This window comes from Sphaerisporangium sp. NPDC005289, assembly GCF_040607455.1.
In the GTDB taxonomy this organism is placed as follows: Bacteria; Actinomycetota; Actinomycetes; order Streptosporangiales; family Streptosporangiaceae; genus Sphaerisporangium; species Sphaerisporangium rhizosphaerae.
The window spans coordinates 254,443-270,586 of sequence record NZ_JBEXGS010000009.1 but is presented as its reverse complement, the minus strand read 5'-3'; the positions used below and the strand labels follow the sequence as shown (position 1 = coordinate 270,586).

Annotated in this window: 13 protein-coding genes; 11 read left to right on the top strand and 2 right to left on the bottom strand. The window is 71.0% G+C overall.

Annotated features, from left to right (window positions below; genetic code table 11):
* The first annotated feature begins 113 nt into the window (after positions 1 to 113).
* Entirely contained in the window at positions 114 to 719 is a 606-nt protein-coding gene (locus ABZT47_RS18450) for a TetR/AcrR family transcriptional regulator (protein ID WP_354842995.1), read from the top strand.
* Positions 720 to 940: 221 nt separating this feature from the next.
* Positions 941 to 2,050 carry an aldo/keto reductase gene (locus ABZT47_RS18445; RefSeq protein ID WP_354842992.1) on the top strand — a complete coding sequence of 370 codons (1,110 nt, stop codon included), beginning with the start codon at positions 941 to 943 and terminating at the stop codon, positions 2,048 to 2,050.
* A gap of 19 nt (positions 2,051 to 2,069) precedes the next feature.
* Here the strand turns inward: ABZT47_RS18445 and ABZT47_RS18440 are convergent, their stop codons facing one another.
* Entirely contained in the window at positions 2,070 to 4,214 is a 2,145-nt protein-coding gene (locus ABZT47_RS18440) for a beta-galactosidase (RefSeq protein ID WP_354842989.1), read from the bottom strand.
* Positions 4,215 to 4,562: 348 nt separating this feature from the next.
* Between ABZT47_RS18440 and ABZT47_RS18435 the strand changes: the two genes are divergently transcribed.
* From ABZT47_RS18435 to ABZT47_RS18420, 4 genes are all read left to right on the top strand, one after another.
* Positions 4,563 to 6,812, top strand: coding sequence for an alpha-glucuronidase (locus ABZT47_RS18435; RefSeq protein WP_354842986.1), 2,250 nt, complete (start codon positions 4,563 to 4,565; stop codon positions 6,810 to 6,812).
* Positions 6,813 to 7,007: 195 nt separating this feature from the next.
* Complete coding sequence (locus ABZT47_RS18430; protein WP_354842983.1) at positions 7,008 to 8,144, top strand: LacI family DNA-binding transcriptional regulator; 1,137 nt, start codon at positions 7,008 to 7,010, stop codon at positions 8,142 to 8,144.
* 162 nt (positions 8,145 to 8,306) lie between these two features.
* A complete protein-coding gene (locus ABZT47_RS18425) occupies positions 8,307 to 9,440 on the top strand; it encodes a Gfo/Idh/MocA family oxidoreductase (protein WP_354842981.1) in 1,134 nt (377 codons plus the stop codon).
* A complete protein-coding gene (locus ABZT47_RS18420; RefSeq protein WP_354842979.1) occupies positions 9,433 to 10,341 on the top strand; it encodes a PmoA family protein in 909 nt (302 codons plus the stop codon). Before ABZT47_RS18425 ends, ABZT47_RS18420 begins: the two co-directional genes overlap by 8 nt.
* A 53-nt stretch (positions 10,342 to 10,394) precedes the next feature.
* Here ABZT47_RS18420 and ABZT47_RS18415 read toward each other — a convergent pair whose 3' ends face one another.
* Positions 10,395 to 11,405: a LacI family DNA-binding transcriptional regulator gene (locus tag ABZT47_RS18415; RefSeq protein WP_354842976.1), complete on the bottom strand. Its 1,011-nt coding sequence runs from the start codon at positions 11,403 to 11,405 to the stop codon at positions 10,395 to 10,397.
* A gap of 345 nt (positions 11,406 to 11,750) precedes the next feature.
* On the opposite strand from ABZT47_RS18415, the gene ABZT47_RS18410 reads away from it, so the two are divergent.
* From ABZT47_RS18410 to ABZT47_RS18390, 5 genes are read left to right on the top strand one after another with little or no spacing between them, the layout of a single operon-like run.
* A complete protein-coding gene (locus ABZT47_RS18410; RefSeq protein ID WP_354842974.1) occupies positions 11,751 to 11,882 on the top strand; it encodes a hypothetical protein in 132 nt (43 codons plus the stop codon).
* Positions 11,882 to 12,862, top strand: coding sequence for an ABC transporter permease subunit (locus ABZT47_RS18405; protein WP_354842971.1), 981 nt, complete (start codon positions 11,882 to 11,884; stop codon positions 12,860 to 12,862). Before ABZT47_RS18410 ends, ABZT47_RS18405 begins: the two co-directional genes overlap by 1 nt.
* Complete coding sequence (locus ABZT47_RS18400; RefSeq protein WP_354842968.1) at positions 12,859 to 13,734, top strand: carbohydrate ABC transporter permease; 876 nt, start codon at positions 12,859 to 12,861, stop codon at positions 13,732 to 13,734. The genes ABZT47_RS18405 and ABZT47_RS18400 overlap by 4 nt, the downstream gene beginning before the upstream one ends.
* 37 nt (positions 13,735 to 13,771) lie before the next feature.
* Positions 13,772 to 15,412: an extracellular solute-binding protein gene (locus tag ABZT47_RS18395; RefSeq protein WP_354842965.1), complete on the top strand. Its 1,641-nt coding sequence runs from the start codon at positions 13,772 to 13,774 to the stop codon at positions 15,410 to 15,412.
* Complete coding sequence (locus tag ABZT47_RS18390) at positions 15,409 to 16,125, top strand: hypothetical protein (RefSeq protein WP_354842963.1); 717 nt, start codon at positions 15,409 to 15,411, stop codon at positions 16,123 to 16,125. Before ABZT47_RS18395 ends, ABZT47_RS18390 begins: the two co-directional genes overlap by 4 nt.
* Positions 16,126 to 16,144 lie beyond the last annotated feature (19 nt).

Sequence of the window (16,144 nt, the reverse complement as noted above, 5' to 3'; positions counted from 1 at the left end):
CCGCCGCACCCTCCCCGTTCCGATCATCACCGCCCGGGCGGCGCCGCGCCATACCTGCGGGCGCTTCGTGACCGGATAAAATGGACCGGAACATCCAGTCTGGGAGAGGTGTCATGCCTGCGCTGACCCGCAAGGGCGCCGCGACGCGGGAGCGGATACTCCAGGGCGCGGCCGCGCAGATCCGCGAGCACGGGGTGGTCGCGACCACCCTCGACGACGTGCTCGCCAGGACCACGACGAGCAAGAGCCAGTTGTTCCACTACTTCCCGGGCGGCCGGGAGGAGCTGCTGCTGGCCGTGGCCCGCCTCGAGGCCGACCGCGTGCTGGAGGACCAGCAACCCCAGCTGGGTGACCTGTCGTCCTGGCCCGCCTGGTGGCGGTGGCGCGACAGGGTGATCGAGCGCTACCGCGCCCAGGGCACGCTGTGCCCGCTCAACGCCGTCATGTCGCAACTCGGCGGCGTCACGCCCGGGGCCCAGGCCGTGGTCACGGAGCTGATGCGCAGCTGGCAGGCCGAGATCGCCGCCGGCGTGCGCCACATGCAGCAGGCCGGCGAGATCGACCCGGCCCTGGACGCCGACCGCGCGGCGGCGGCCCTGCTCGCGGGCGTCCAGGGAGGCGTCCTGATCCAGATGTCCACCGGTTCGACCGCGCACCTGGAGGCCGCCCTGGACATCGGCATCGCCCACCTCGGCGCCGGCGACCGCGGGCCGGCCTGACGGGTCGCGGGCCCGCCTGACGGAACGTCGCAGGCGCTCCGACCTGCGGTTTTGGACTTGACAGTCCATTTTCGGGTGCACAAGCTGTGGACCGTATCGGTCCCGCACCGGGAGGCACGCGAGGAATCCCGGCCGCTCGCACGAGCCGGAAAGGGGCCGGTACCGCGAGCCGGAAACCGCCGGCACCCGCGAGCCCGCACCCGAACGGAGTGACAGCTCTCATGTCCATGAACCACTACTACCTGCTCGGACGCTCCGGGCTCCGCGTCAGCCGGCTGGCACTCGGCACGATGAACTTCGGCACCGCCGGCTTCCACGCCGCCTACGGCAAGACCGAGGAGGAGGCGCGCGCCATCTTCCGCCGCTACCTCGAAGCGGGCGGGAACTTCGTCGACACCGCCGACTTCTACACCGCCGGCCAGAGCGAGACCATCCTCGGCGACCTCATGGCCGAGGCCAAGGTGCGCGACCGGGTCGTGCTCACCACCAAGTTCACCAACAGCGTCGACCCCGGGGACCCGAACGCGGGCGGCAACGGCCGCAAGCACATGATCCGCGCGGTCGAGGCGTCGCTGCGCCGGCTGCGCACCGACTACATCGACCTGTTCCTGCTGCACACCTGGGACCGGATCACCCCCGTCGAAGAGGTCGTGCGGACCTTCGACGACCTCACCAGTGCGGGGAAGATCCGTTACGCGGGCCTGTCGGACGTGCCGGCCTGGTACGCCGCGCGGGCCCAGAGCCACGCGGAGGCCAACTCCCTCGTGCCGATGGTCGGCCTCCAGCTGCCCTACTCGCTCATCGACCGGACGATCGAAGTGGAGCACGTCCCGATGGGGCGCGAGCTCGGACTGGGCCTCACCGCGTGGAGCCCGCTCGGCGGCGGCTTCCTCACCGGCAAGTACCGCCAGGCCGACCAGGGACTGGCCGGGGAGGGCAGGCTGGGCGAGACCGGCTCGTCCGGACGCTCCTACACCGACCAGGCATGGCGGCTCCTGGCGACGCTCGAAGGCGTGGCCGCCAAGCTCGGGGTGACGATGGCTCAGGTGGCGGTCAACTGGGTCGCCACCCAGCCCGGCATCGCCTCGGCGATCGTCGGGGCGAGCAGCGCGGCCCAGCTCGACGCCAACCTCGCCGCGCTCGACTTCGAGCTGCCGGCCGAGCTCCGCGCCGAGCTGGACGAGGCGAGCGCGGTGCCGCCGCGGTCGCTCTACCAGATGTTCACGCCCGCCTACCAGAGCTGGCTGGTCACTCCCGGCGCCAAGGTCGCCGACAAGCCCGCCGAATACGCCCCCGTGGTGCGGAACTGGACGGCCGACGCGACCGGTTGATCCACCAGATGCGCCTCGATCACCCGGCCGGGGCGGACGGGCGCCGGGAGGCGTCCGCGCCGACCCCCGTCAGCGCGGACGGCCGCCGGCACTGGATCACCGCCACGCCGAGCGGCGCGAGCTCGACGTCGCCGGCGACCGGGGCTCCCGTCAGCAGGTCGATTCCGGGACGGGGGAGCGGGACGGTGGCGGCGTCGGCGCCGTGGTTGAGCAGGAACAGGTACTCGTGCCGCTCGTCCTCGCGCACCGCGCACTCGACATGGGCCGGGACGTCGCGGAAGCGGCTCTCCACGCCCGCCGCCTCCACCTCCGCGAGCAGCACGCCCGCGAAGGCGTCCTGTTCCAGCAGGGTCGCGACGTAGACCACCCGCCCGGCGCCGTAGGCGTTCGCGACGACCGCGGCCCGGCCCTTGAGCAGCCCGTCGGTGTAGGTCGCCAGCGCCGTCCCGGTCTCCAGATAGAGGTCCTCGCGCCACCACGTCGCGGTCGTCGTGCGGCCGTCGGCGAAGCGGACGGCGAACTCCTCGCCGGGACGCGCCGGCCAGTACTCGTCGATCTTGGCGCCGATGAGGTCGCGGAACGCCCCCGGATAGCCGTTCGAGCGCACGCGGTTGGACTCGTCCACGACGCCGGAGAACAAGGACATCACGACGGTGCCGCCGGAGCGGGCGAAGGCGGTGACGGCCTGGACGCCCTGGTCGTCGATGAGGTAGGCGTTGGGCACGACCAGCACCTTGTACGCGCCGAGGTCGCCGCCGGGTGGCACCACGTCGACGGCATGGTGGTGCTCCCACAGGGGCGTGTAGTGGCGCATCACGGTGTCGGCGTAGCTGAAGTCGTTGCGGGGCAGCCCGCCGACCTCCTCAAGGCCCCACCAGCCGTTCCAGTCGAACAGGACGGCGATGTCGGCGCGGGTGGCGGCGCCCGCCACCGGCGCGAGCAGCTTAATCTCGCCGCCGAGACCGGTGACCTCGCGGAAGGTGCGCGAGCCCGGCCCAGAGTGGGGCAGCATCGCCGAGTGGAAGCGTTCCTGCCCGCCCCGGCCGGCGCGCCACTGGAAGAACATCACCGCGTCGGCGCCGCGCGACACCGCCTGGAGCGACCCGAGCCGCATCCGCCCTGGCTCCTTGACCACGTTCAGCCGCCACTGGCTGACCGCGCTCGCGGCCTGCTCCATCAGCACCCAGGGCCGGCCGCCCTTGAGCGAGCGGAACAGGTCGAACTGGAAGGCCGCCGACACGTGCGAGTCGGACCGGGCGGGGTCGGGGTAGATGTCCAGGGCCGCCGCGTCCTCCTCGCGCGCCCACCTCCAGTAGTCGGCGTGCCGGTAGAAGGACATGAAGTCGGTCACGACCGGGATGTCGGCGCGGAAGGAGCGGACGATGTTGCGTTCGGCGATGTAGCACTCGAGCAGCGCGTCTGAGGTGAAGCGCTTGAAGTCGAGGATGCGGCTCGGGTTCATCCAGGCCCGCGGGATGCTCGGGACCTCGATCTGGTCCCAGTCGGTGTAGACCTGCCCCCAGAAGCGGGTGGTCCAGGCGTCGTTGAGCGTGCCGAGGTCGCCGTACCGCTGCCGGAGCCACCGCCGGAAGTTGACCGAGGCCGCCTCGTTGTAGGCCGTGGGGCCGTACTCGTTGCCGATGTGCCACATGGCGAGCGCCGGGTGGAAGGAGTAGCGCCGGGCGAGCTGGGTGGTGATGGCGGCCGCGTGCTCGCGGTAGATCGGTGAGGAGGGGTCGTAGTGCAGGCGGTTCCCGAAGCCGAACGACTCGCCGTCGGCCATGACCGGGAAGACCTCCGGGTGCTCGCGGGTCAGCCAGACGGGCGGCGCGGCGGTGGGGGTGGCGAGGTCGACGCCGATGCCGGCCTGGTGGAGCAGGTCCATGACCTCGTCCATCCAGCCGAACTCGTACTTGCCGGGCTCGGGTTCCAGCGAGGCCCACGCGAAGACGCCGAGCGAGACGAGGTTCACCCCGGCCTCGCGCATGAGCCGGACATCCTCCCGCCAGACGGAAGGGTCCCACTGCTCGGGGTTGTAGTCGCCGCCGAACGCCAGGCCGCCGACGCGCCGGCTGAAGGCGCGCATGCGGGCGTCGCCCGCCTGAGCGCTCCCGCCGCGGCGACCGCCATGAGGGCGGTGGGATTCTTCCTGCATGCGGGACATGAAAGGCTCCGTGCTGCCGTGGTGGGATCCCGGGAACGGCGATGGGCAGGCCTGACAGGGGGAATGTTCGCCACAACCGCGGTGGACCGCAAGTGAGGCACCGCTTCGCTGCCTGGATGCTAGGCAGGGCCACGTGGAGCGTCAACAACGACCGGACGAACCGGCCGCTCACCGTGTACGGCCGCCGTCGAGGAGCGTCGCTTCCGAAAGTTTCGGGGCGCCCTCGCCCGCGCCGCCCGGGGGCCGGAGGGGCCGGCGGGAACTCCCACGGGGGAGCGATGCCGGTCATCGCCGTCTGACAACGCCCTTGACCGGGAGCGACCGAGCGCTTAGGTTTCCGCGGTGTCGATGGATCATCCCGAAAGTTTCGAAGTCCGCCCGGCAGCTCATGACGATCCGCCCCCGGTCCACCCGGCGTGGCTGCCGCCGGAGGCGTTCCGGCCGATCGGCTCGCGCCGCACCCTCGTGTGCGGCGGCGGCCCGCTCGCCGAGACCGTGCACGACGAGGTGGCGCGGGCCTGCGCCCGGTACGGCGGCGGTGTGCGGCACTCGGCGCCCGGCACGACGGGCGACCGATCCCCGTGCGCCGACGTCGGGGGCGACGCGGACGTCCCGGGCGGCGCGGAAGAGGGGCCTTTCGATCTGGTCCTCACGCTCACCGGGGCCGAGCCGGTGCCGGACGCCGTGCGGAGACTGCGGACGGAGTGGCCTGCCCACGAGGGCGACGACCGCCCGATCGGGGAGGAGGGGTTCGTCGTCGCCCGCCACGACGGCGTCACGGTCGTGCTCGCCGACGAGCCGGCCGGTCTGCTCTACGGCCTGTTCCACCTCGTGCGACTCGGCGAGCGGGCCTTCGGCGCCGCCCGGCCGCGGGAGCTTCACCGGCCCGCGACGCGGCGACGCATGCTCGACCACTGGGACAACGTCGAGGTGCATCCGGTGATGGGCCAGGTCGAGCGCGGCTACGCGGGCGGGTCGATCTTCTGGCGGGACGGCGCCCTGACCGGCGACCTCGCCCGGGTGGGGGCGTACGCGCGGCTGCTGGCCGCGTGCGGGGTGAACGCCGTCACGGTGAACAACGTCAACGTGCACGCCGCCGAGGCCCGTCTGCTGACCGACCGGCTCGGCGACGTCGCCGCGATCGCCGCCCGGTTGCGGCCGTACGGCGTCCGGGTGCACCTGTCGGCCGGGTTCGCCTCGCCCGTCGTCCTGGGCGGGCTGCCGACCGCCGACCCGCTGGACCACGACGTGCGTACGTGGTGGGCGCGGGCCGCCGAACGGGCCTACCAGGCGATCCCCGACCTGGGCGGATTCGTGGTCAAGGCCGACTCGGAGGGACAGCCGGGCCCGTTCGCCTACGGGCGCAGCCACGCCGACGGCGCGAACACGCTCGCCGACGCCCTGGCGCCGTTCGGCGGGGTGGTCCACTGGCGCGCCTTCGTGTACGACCACCGGCAGGACTGGCGCGACCGGTCGACCGACCGGGCCCGCGCGGCGCGCGACCACTTCGCCCCCCTCGACGGACTGTTCCGCGACAACGTGATCCTCCAGGTGAAGCACGGCCCGATGGACTTCCAGCCGCGCGAGCCGGTCTCTCCCCTCCTCGCAGCCATGCCGGGCACCCGCCTGGCCGTGGAAGTCCAGGTGACCCAGGAGTACACCGGCCAGCAGCGGCACGTGTGCTACCTCGCCCCCATGTGGAGCGAGGTGCTGGCGTTCCGCCCCTGGGGGACCGCGGGCCCCGCCGTGGCGAACATCGTCACCGGCGCGACGGCGGACGACGCGGCGCGGGAGGGCGGCGGCCTCGTCGGGGTGTCCAACGTGGGCGACGACCACTTCTGGACCGGTCACCCGCTCGCGCAGGCCAACCTGTACGCCTTCGGCCGGCTCGCGTGGGCGCCCTGGGCGGACCCGGTCGCCATCCTGGACGAGTGGATCGAACTGACCTTCGCGCCATCGAAGACCGGCGAGACCGGCGAGACGGGCGACGCGGGCGAGACCGGCGAGACCGGCGAGACCGGCGAGGCCGCGCGGCTGCGGCGCACGCTGCACGCGATCATGGACGGCTCGTGGCGCACCTACGAGCGGTACGCCGCGCCGCTCGGCGTCGGCTTCATGGTGCGTCCCGGGCATCACTACGGCCCTGACGTGGACGGGTACGAGTACACGCCGTGGGGCACCTACCACTTCGCCGACCGCGACGGCGTCGGCGTGGACCGCACCCGTGCCACCGGCACCGGCTTCACCGGCCAGTATCCGCGGCCCTGGTCCCAGGTGTACGAGTCGGCCGAGCGGTGCCCGGACGAGCTGCTGCTGTTCTTCCACCATGTGCCCTACGGGCATGTGCTGCGCGACGGGTCCACCGTCATCCAGCACATCTACGACACCCACTTCGCCGGGGTGGAACAGGTCGCCGAGGCCCGGTCGCTGTGGGCCGGTCTGGCCGGCGCCGGGTCGGTGCCCGCCGGCCTGCACGCCCGGGTGCGCGAGCTGTTCGACGAGCAGCTCCGGTGCGCGGAGGAGTGGCGCGACCAGATCAACGCCTATTTCTTCCGCAAGTCGGGAGTGCCGGACGCCCGGGGGCGCCGGATTCACTGACGCCAAAGGCCTGGCGAGGAAACCTCGCGACGGCGCCGAAAACGCGGGTCACCGGCGTGAGGCCCGGTGAATAGCCGCGACCGTCTTCCCGTAGACCCCGCCGAAAGGCTATATAGCATGTTTACGGGGCGTTCAATAAAGGCTTCCGGTCGTGTGAGATCCGAGGTTCGCGAAGCGGACAAGGGAGGAAGTGCTGTGGGTGGACGGGAGCGTCGTGCCACGGTCGCCGACGTCGCCGCACTGGCCGGGGTGTCGGTGGGCACCGCTTCCAAGGCGCTCAACGGGCGCGGGTCGTTGCGGGAGGAGACCCGCACGCGGGTCAAGGAGGCCGCCCGGCAGCTGAACGTGCTGGTCGGCCCGGCCGGCCGCGGCGTCGCCTCCGGCCGCACCTACACCGTCGGCATGATCACCACCGACCGCATGGGCCGCATCAGCCTCCCGGTCCTGATGGGCGCCGAGGACGCGCTGGGCGCCGGGCAGATGTCGGTCTTCCTGTGCGACGGGCGTGACGACCCCATCCGCGAGCAGTACTACCTCAAGACCCTGCTGAGCCGTCGCGTCGACGGGATCATCGTCACCGGGCGGCGCACCCGGCCGCGGGCGCCCATCGGCGCGAACCTCCCCGTGCCCGTCGTGTACGCCTACATCGGCTCCACCGATCCGCGCGACTGCACCGTCGAGCCGGACGAGGCCGGGGGCGTCCGCAAGGGCATCGAGCACCTGCTGGCCATCGGCCGCACGCGCATCGCGCACATCGCCGGCCCGGAGCAGCACAACTCCTCCCGGCTGCGCAGCGCCGCGGCGGCCGACCGGCTGGCGGAGGAGGGCCTGGAACTGGTGACGCCCCCGATGTTCGGCGCCTGGACCGAGACCTGGGGACGCCAGGCCGTCGGCATCCTGCTGTCCAGCCGCATCGAGTTCGACGCGGTGTTCTGCGGCAACGACCAGATCGGCCGCGGAGCCGCCGACGCGTTGCGCGCCGCGGGGCGCCGCGTGCCCGAGGACGTGGCGATCCTGGGGTTCGACAACTGGGACATCATGGCCGAGTACTCCCAGCCGCCGCTGACCAGCATCGACATGAACCTCACGGGGCTCGGTCGCTCGGCGGCCCACATCCTGCTCGCCGGCATCAACGGCACTCCCTCGCCCGGCCGCCATCTGTACCCCTGCGACCTGGTCATCCGCGAGTCGACCACCGTTCCCCTGCTGTCGGCGCCGCGCACTCCCGATGCCCGGCCCGGCGCCGACCTGCGGCCGGAGGCGTCCGTTGCCGGCCTCACCGGTCATGGGATGCCCCTGGCCGGTGACGTGCCGCACGCCTCGGCGGGGTAGGCGCCCGAGCGCCGCCTCCGATCGGCCGATCAGGTCCATGCGCCGGTTTCGGGCCGTCGCCGGGATGAAACGTTCAGATCGGCGTTGACACTTCAAAGCGCTCGTAACTATGTTGAACCGAAAAAGTGATCGATCACTTTCCCGTCTCCTGAGGGAGCATTCGTGTCGGAGTCGTCGTCCCCGGTTCGCGTCGCCGTCGTCGGCGCGGGCGGCATCGCCCGCGTCGCCCACCTGCCCGCCCTGGCCGCGGCGGGCGACGCCGTACAGGTCGTCGCCGTGTGCGACGTCGACTCCCGCCGGGCGGACGAGCTGGCAGAAGCCCACGGCGTCCCGGGCCGGTACACCGTCCTGGCGGACATGCTGGCCCGCGAGAGCCCCGATCTCGTCGTCGTCGCCACGCCGCCGGTCGCGCACCGCGAGGCCGTGCTGGCGAGCCTGGACGCCGGCGCGTGGGTGTGGTGTGAGAAACCGCCGACGCTGTCGCTGGCGGAGTACGACGAGATCACCTCCCGCGAGCGGGACGGCGGGCCGTACGCCGCCTACGTCTTCCAGCACCGCTTCGGCGGCGCCGCGCGGCGGCTGCGCCGGCACATCGCCGACGGCGAGCTCGGCCGGCCGCTGGTCGCGGTGTGCAACACGCTCTGGTACCGCGGGCCCGACTACTTCGAGGTGCCGTGGCGCGGCAGGTGGGAGACCGAGGGCGGCGGGCCCACCATGGGCCACGGCATCCACCAGATGGACCTGCTGCTCCACCTGCTCGGCGACTGGCACGAGGTGCACGCCGTGGCGGCCACGCTCGACCGGCGGGTCCAGACCGAGGACGTGTCGTTCGCGATCGTCCGCTTCGCCTCCGGCGCCATCGGCTCGATCGTCAACAGCCTCCTGTCCCCCCGCGAGACGAGCTACCTGCGCTTCGACTTCACCGACGCCACCGTCGAGGTCGAGCACCTCTACGGCTACGACGACTCCCACTGGCGGTGGACGCCCGCGCCGCACGTCACCGACACGGGCAGGATCGCCGGCTGGGCGCCGGCCGGGAACACGCCCAGCTCGCACCGCGCCCAGCTCGCCGCGCTGCTGGCCGCCATGGCGGCCGGCGAACGCCCTCCGGCCGCCGGCACCGACGGCAGGCGCGTCCTTGAGCTGATCACCGGGATGTACCAGTCGGCCCTGACCGGACGCCCGGTCACCCGGGCCGAGCTCGACGAGGGCAACCCCTTCTACCACTCGCTCAACGGCGGCGACCCGTCGAACGCCACCGACCGCCTGCACCATGAGGAGACCAGCCGTGCCTGAGCCCGCCCTCACCGTCCGCGACGCGGGCAAATCCCTGATCGTCACCGCCGGAGACGTGCGGATCGCGCACTACGTCTACCACCCGGACGCGCCCGGCGCCGAGGCGCCCAAGCCCTACCTGCATCCCATCCGCAGCCTCACCGGCGCGCCCATGTCGGTCCACCGCCCATGGGACCACCGCTGGCACAAGGGACTGCAGATGACCTGGGCTCATCTGTCCGGGCAGAACTTCTGGGGCGGCCCGAGCTTCTCGGCGGAGACCGGCTACCAGTGGCAGGATAACCTCGGTCACATCGATCATGTCGACTTCACCGAGGTCTCCGGCGACGGGCGGCGGGTCACGGTCGAGGAGACCCTGCACTGGGTCACGGCGGCGGGCGAGCGGTGGATCGCCGAGCGGCGCCGCCAGGTGTTCCACGGCGTGGACGCCGCCCGCGGCATCTGGGCGCTGGACTTCACGACGCGGCTGCGCAACGTCCGCGGCGCGGCCCTGGAGTTCGGCAGCCCCACCACCCACGGCCGGCCGGCGGCCGGTTACGCGGGGTTCTTCTGGCGCGGTCCCCGGTCGTGGACGCAGGGCACGATCATCGGCGCCGGCGGGCGGGGCGGGGAGGAGATGATGGGCGCCGAGGCCGCGTGGCTGGCCCTGGCCGGCCGGCACGACGAGATCGACGGAGGCGGCACCGTGCTCGCCGTGGCCGGGCGGTCCAGCGCGCCGGTGCCGATCAAGTGGTTCGTGCGCCGGGAGCCGTTCGCCGTGATCAGCCCGTCTCCCGCCTTCGACGAGGAGTTCACGCTGGCCGACGGGGAGGTCCTGGAGCTCGCGCACCGCTATGTCTTCATCGACCGCCTCTGCGAGCGCGCCGAACTCGACGACCTCGGCGCGGAGTTCGCGCTGTGACCCCGCTCGTCCCGCCGCCCTTCCCGCCTCTCGTCCGCCGCCCCTCCCGCCGGTCATCGACGCGCGGACGGCGGCGGGCCCACCGTCTCGCGGAGGATGATGCGGTTGATCGACCGTACCGACGGCGGCGGGGCGGGCTCGCCGCGGACCTCCGCGATGAGCTTCGCCATGGCCTCCCGTCCCTGGACCTCGCGATCGACGGCCACCGTGGACAGCGAGGGAGTGGCGAAGCGCCCCATCTCCTCGTCGTCCCAGCCGAACACGCTGACGTCCTCGGGAACCCGCCAGCCGCGCGAGAGGGCGGCGCGTACGGCGCCCATGGCGACGTGGTCGTTCGCGGCGATGATGGCGGTCACTCCGCTCGCCTCGGGAAGGCGGCGGACCGCGTCGTGGCCCGACTGGGCGGTCCAGTTGCCGATGGCGACGCCGTAGGAGGTGAGCCCGCGGCGCTGGATGGTCTCCTCGTAGACCAGCTTGCGGTTGCGCGCCGAGGTGAAGTTCTGCGCGCCCGCGATGTGGAAGAAGACCCTGTGGCCCAGCGACGCGAGATGCTCGATGATCTCGCGCACCGGGGACGCGTCCGCGAGCTCGTTGACGCCGCGCAGGTCGTCGTCGTAGGCCCCGGTGGCGACGATGGGCACCGGCGACGCCGCGGGGGCGATCTCCAGCGGCGTCAGGGACAGGATGCCCTCGACCTGTCCCGAGCCCGCGAGCTCCAGCGTGCGCTCGGCCCGGGCGCGGGGATCGCCCTCGACGCTGACGACCTCCAGCTGGAAGCCCTCGGCGTGCGCGGCCGCCGAGGCGGCGCTGAGCAGGCGCGCCGGCCACAGGTAGGTGGAGGCGGGCAGGGTGATCGCCAGCCGGTTGGTGCGGCGGGTGCGCATGGAGCGCGCCAGCAGGTTCGGCCGGTAGTTGAGCTCGGCGACGACCAGGTCGATCTTCTTGCGGGTCTCGGGCTTCAACCCCTCGTTGTGGCGGAAGTACCGGGAGACGGTCTGGTGGGAGACGCCGGCTCGCCGGGCCACCTCGTGGATGGTGATGCGCGGCGTCTCAGCCTGGCCCACGGGACCCTCCTTCGCTCCGCCGAACAGCCTAGCCGGTGGCGGACGGACCACCGTTGACACCATAGTGATCGATCACTACCATACGGCGGCAAGCAGGGTGATCGATCACTCCAGATCGGGTCCGGCCCCTGGACGTCGTGGGCGCGCCGATGGCCGCCCGGTCTTCGAAAGTTTCAGGAAAACCGCCGCAGAACCAGGTCCAACCCATGGAAACGAGTCCATGGGCAGCGGCCGATCGGGCGAGGAAATAGCAGTTGATGACCCCCTTGACATGTTTCCTTGCTCCCCCTTACGTTGCCGAAATATTGAAAGACCTTCGTTGAAATTTTCGGCCGAAGGGGTGACATGAGGGGCCACGCACCGGACGACACCAGCCCCGCGACCGAGCGGTGGCGGGACACCCGGCCCTCTCCCGCCGAGCGGGCGAAGGCGCCGCTCCCGCCGGCGACGACGGGCGCCGCCTCGGAGGGCGCGTAATGAGCACGACGAGCACACTCGACGACCCGCCGGAGACCCGTCCGGCGCGCCCGGACCCCGGCCGCCGGCACGCGCGGCCGGGCACCTGGCGGCATGCGATCCGCCGCGACTGGCAGCTGTACTCGCTGGCGGTGCTGCCGCTGCTGTTCTTCCTGGTCTTCCGGTACGGCCCCATGATCGGCAACGTGATCGCCTTCCGGCGGTTCGAGCCGGGCGGCAGCGTCTTCGGCGAGTCCTGGGTGGGCCTGCGGTACGTGAAAATGTTCCTCGGTGACCCGACTTTCTGGAACGTGTTCACCAACACGCTCGTCCTCGGCGGGCTGACCCTGCTGTTCTGCTGGCCGCTGCCGATCGTGCTGGCGCTGCTGCTCAACGAGGTGCGCAGCCGCCGCGTCAAGCGGTTCCTGCAGTCGGTGTCCTACCTGCCGCACTTCCTGTCGATGGTCATCGTGGCCGGCATCGTCATGCAGACGCTGGCCATCGACGGGCCGGTGAACCAGATCGTGAAGGCGCTCGGCGGGGAGCCCACCGCGTTCATGCAGAAGCCCGACTGGTTCCGCACGATCTTCGTCTCCTCGGAGGTCTGGCAGACCGTCGGCTGGGGGACCATCCTCTACCTGGCCGCGCTGACGACCATCGACGAGCAGCTCTACGACGCGGCGCGCATCGACGGCGCCGGCCGGTGGCGGCAGACCTGGCACGTCACCCTGCCCGGCATCCGCCCGACGGCGGTCACGCTGCTGATCCTCAACATGGGCACGTTCATGACCACGGGCTTCGAGAAGGTCCTGCTGCTGTACAACCCGCTGACCTATCCGACCGCGGACGTGATCTCGACCTACCTGTACCGGATGGGCGTGGAGTCCAGCAACCTGAGCTACGCCGCCGCGATCGGACTGTTCGAGGCGCTGGTCGGAGTGGTGCTGATCACCTCGGCGAACCTGATCTCCCGTCGCACGGTGGGAGCGGGCCTGTGGTGACCATCGCCAGGAGCCGGGGCTACCGCGCGTTCCAGGTGGTCAACGCCGTCATCCTGACCGGCGTCGTGATCGTGACGCTGTACCCGTTCGTCAACATCGTCGCCCGCTCGTTCAGCTCGGAGCGCTACATCATCACCGGGCAGGTCAACCTCCTCCCGCGCGGGTTCAACCTGACGACGTACCGCATCGTCATCGCCGACCCGATGTTCTGGCGGAACTACGGCAACACCGTGCTCTACACCGTCGTCGCCACGGCCATCGCGATGGTACTGACCACCTCCTACGCGTACGTGCTGTCCAAGCCGCACCTCAGGGGCCGCAAGGTCCTCATCTGGGCGGCCGTCTTCACCATGATCTTCTCGGGCGGCCTGATCCCGCAGTACGTGCTGGTCAACAATCTCGGCCTGACGAACTCCATCTGGGCGATCGCGCTGCCCAACGCCATCAGCGTCTTCAATCTGCTGGTCATGAAGTCGTTCTTCGAGGGCCTGCCGAGCGAGCTGGAAGAGGCCGCCGCGATCGACGGGCTGAACACCTACGGCGTCCTGTGGCGGGTGGTGCTGCCGCTGTCCAAGGCGGTCGTCGCCACGATGGTGCTGTTCTACACCGTCTCGTTCTGGAATTCCTGGTTCACGGCGTTCCTGTACCTGAACGAGCAGGAGCTGTTCCCGGTGACCATCTACCTGCGCAACCTCATCGCGGGGGCCACCGGCGCCGAGTCCACCGGCGCGGGGCTGTCGGAGATGACGCAGGCCGCCTCCAACATCCAGTCGGTGACGATCATGCTCACCGTGCTTCCCATCCTCGCGGTCTACCCCTTCGTCCAGAGGTACTTCGTCTCCGGAGTGCTGCTCGGCGCGGTCAAGGGCTAGTCCCCGGTCCAGTCCCCACGGCAAAGGAACCCCCCAAATGCGCGACATCTCACGACGTCAGGCGATCATCGGTCTGGGCGCGTTCACTCTCGTGCTCGCCGGTTGCAGTGAGGAAGAGGCTCCGAAGAAGGGCGCCGCCGGCCAGTCCGCGAACAAGGCGGGCGCGATGGCGAGCTACGGCGTGGGCCAGCAGTTCAAGGCCACGCAGCCGGTCTCGTTCGACGTGCTCTACAACAACCATCCGTTCTACCCGCTCAAGAACGACTGGCTGTTCTGGCAGGAGCTCACCAAGCGGACCAACGTGACGATCAAGCCCGTCGCGGTGCCGCTGAGCGACTACGAGAAGAAGCGCGGCCTGCTGGTGGGCTCGGGTCAGGCACCGCTCATCATCCCCAAGACCTACCACCCGCAGGAGGAGGCGTTCGTCGCCTCCGGCGCCGTCCTGCCGGTCAGCGACTACCTGGACCTGATGCCGAACTTCAAGGACCTGGTCGCCAAGTGGCGGATGGAGCCCGAGCTGGACACCCTGCGGCAGTCCGACGGCCGCTTCTACCTGCTGCCCGGGATGCACGAGGAGATCTGGCCCGAGTACACCTTCGCCGTCCGGACCGACATCCTGGACAAGCTGAAGCTGGAGGTCCCCAAGACCCTGGATGACTTCTACGCCATGCTCAAGGCGATGAAGAAGGAGTACCCCGACCTGTACCCGATGACCGACCGGTGGAGCGTCCCGAACCCGGGCGGCAACCTGCTCAAGCTCATCGCCCAGGCGTACGGCACCAAGGGCGGGTGGGAGTACCAGCACGCGACCTGGGACGCGACCGCCGGGAAGTTCGTCTACACCGGCGCCATGCCGCAGTACAAGCAGATGATCGAGTACCTGCGCAAGCTGGTGGACGAGAAGCTGCTCGACCCCGAGAGCTTCACCCAGCAGGACGAGCAGGCCGAGCAGAAGTTCAACTCCGGCAAGTCGTTCGTCATCAGCACCAACGCGCAGTCGCTGATCAACGACTACCGCCCGACGCTGTACAAGACCGTCGAGGGCGCCAAGATCGCCAAGATCCCGGTGCCCATCGGCCCGGTCGGGGAGTACAAGATCGGCAGCCGGCTGGAGAACGGCGTGATGATCTCCAAGAAGGCCCTGCAGAACCCGAACTTCGTCGCCATGATGCAGTTCATCGACTGGCTGTGGTACTCCGAGCAGGGCCAGGAGTTCGCCAAGTGGGGCGTCGAGGGCACGACGTTCACCAAGGACTCCTCCGGCGCCTACAAGCTCGCCAAGGACGTCGACTTCGTCGGACTCAACCCCGGGGCGCCCAAGCACCTGCAGAAGGACTTCGGCTTCTCCAACGGCGTCTTCGCCTACGGCGGCACCACCAAGCTGCTGAACTCCACCTTCTCCGAGGAGGAGATGGCCTTCCAGAACGTGATGAACACCCGCAAGCCCTGGCCGGTGGAGCCGCCGCACCCGTTCACCGACGAGGAGCGCGAGCAGGCCTCCCTGTGGGAGACGCCGCTGAAGGACCACGTCACCCAGAACACCCTGAAGTTCATCCTCGGCGAGCGCGACCTGGGCGAGTGGGACGCCTACGTCAAGGAGCTCGAGGGCAAGAACATGACCACCTACATGACCCTGGTCACCACCGCCTACGAGCGGTTCAAGAAGGACCACGGGTGAGCGAGGCGGCGGCCGGGCGCCGGTTCGGCGAGGGCCCTGTGTCGAGGGTGTCGGCGCTGGTGTACACCCTGCTGGTCGTCGAGCTGTCGTTCCTGGCCGCCGCCCTGCCCGGCCTGGCCGGGCTCGTCCTGCTCGACCGGTCGGCCGGCAACCTGCCACTGGCGGTCGCCTGCGCCCTGCCCGTCGGTCCCGCACTCTCCGCCGCCCTGTACGCCCTGCACCGCCGCGGCCGGGACCTCGCCGATCTGCGGCCCGCGGCGGCGTTCTGGCGGGGGTACCGGGCCAACCTCGGCGGCGTGCTGAAGCTGTGGATCCCGTATCTGGTCTGGATGGCCATCGTCGCCACGACCCTGGCGAACCTCGGCGCGGCGGGCGTGCCCGGGTGGTGGGCGGCGCTGCTGGCGGCGGTGGCGGTGGCGGCCACCCTGTGGGCCGCCGGCGCGCTGGTCATCAGCTCGTTGTTCGCGTTCCGGGCGGCGGACGTCGCCCGGCTCGCGGCGTACTTCCTCTCGCGCCGCCCCGCGGTGACCCTCGCCAACGCCTGCCTGCTGGTCGTGGCGGGCGGAGTGACACTGGTGGCCACCGAGGCGGTGACGGCGCTGCTGGCCTCCGTACTGGTGGCGGCGCTGCTGTGGAACGCGCGTCCGGTCGTCGCGGATGTCGAGCGGGAGTTCACCGCGCCCGCCGCCGGCCCGCCCACGGGGGAGATCTGAGTGCGCCGCGGAGCCGGAA

Excerpts from the sequence above, each read along its gene's own strand:
- ABZT47_RS18435 (WP_354842986.1), top strand. The coding sequence starts at position 4,563 with ATGGATCATCCCGAAAGTTTCGAAGTCCGCCCGGCAGCTCATGACGAT.
- ABZT47_RS18395 (WP_354842965.1), top strand. The coding sequence starts at position 13,772 with ATGCGCGACATCTCACGACGTCAGGCGATCATCGGTCTGGGCGCGTTC.
- ABZT47_RS18405 (WP_354842971.1), top strand. The coding sequence starts at position 11,882 with ATGAGCACGACGAGCACACTCGACGACCCGCCGGAGACCCGTCCGGCG.
- ABZT47_RS18410 (WP_354842974.1), top strand. The coding sequence starts at position 11,751 with ATGAGGGGCCACGCACCGGACGACACCAGCCCCGCGACCGAGCGGTGG.
- ABZT47_RS18445 (WP_354842992.1), top strand. The coding sequence starts at position 941 with ATGTCCATGAACCACTACTACCTGCTCGGACGCTCCGGGCTCCGCGTC.
- ABZT47_RS18440 (WP_354842989.1), bottom strand. The coding sequence starts at position 4,214 with ATGTCCCGCATGCAGGAAGAATCCCACCGCCCTCATGGCGGTCGCCGC.
- ABZT47_RS18450 (WP_354842995.1), top strand. The coding sequence starts at position 114 with ATGCCTGCGCTGACCCGCAAGGGCGCCGCGACGCGGGAGCGGATACTC.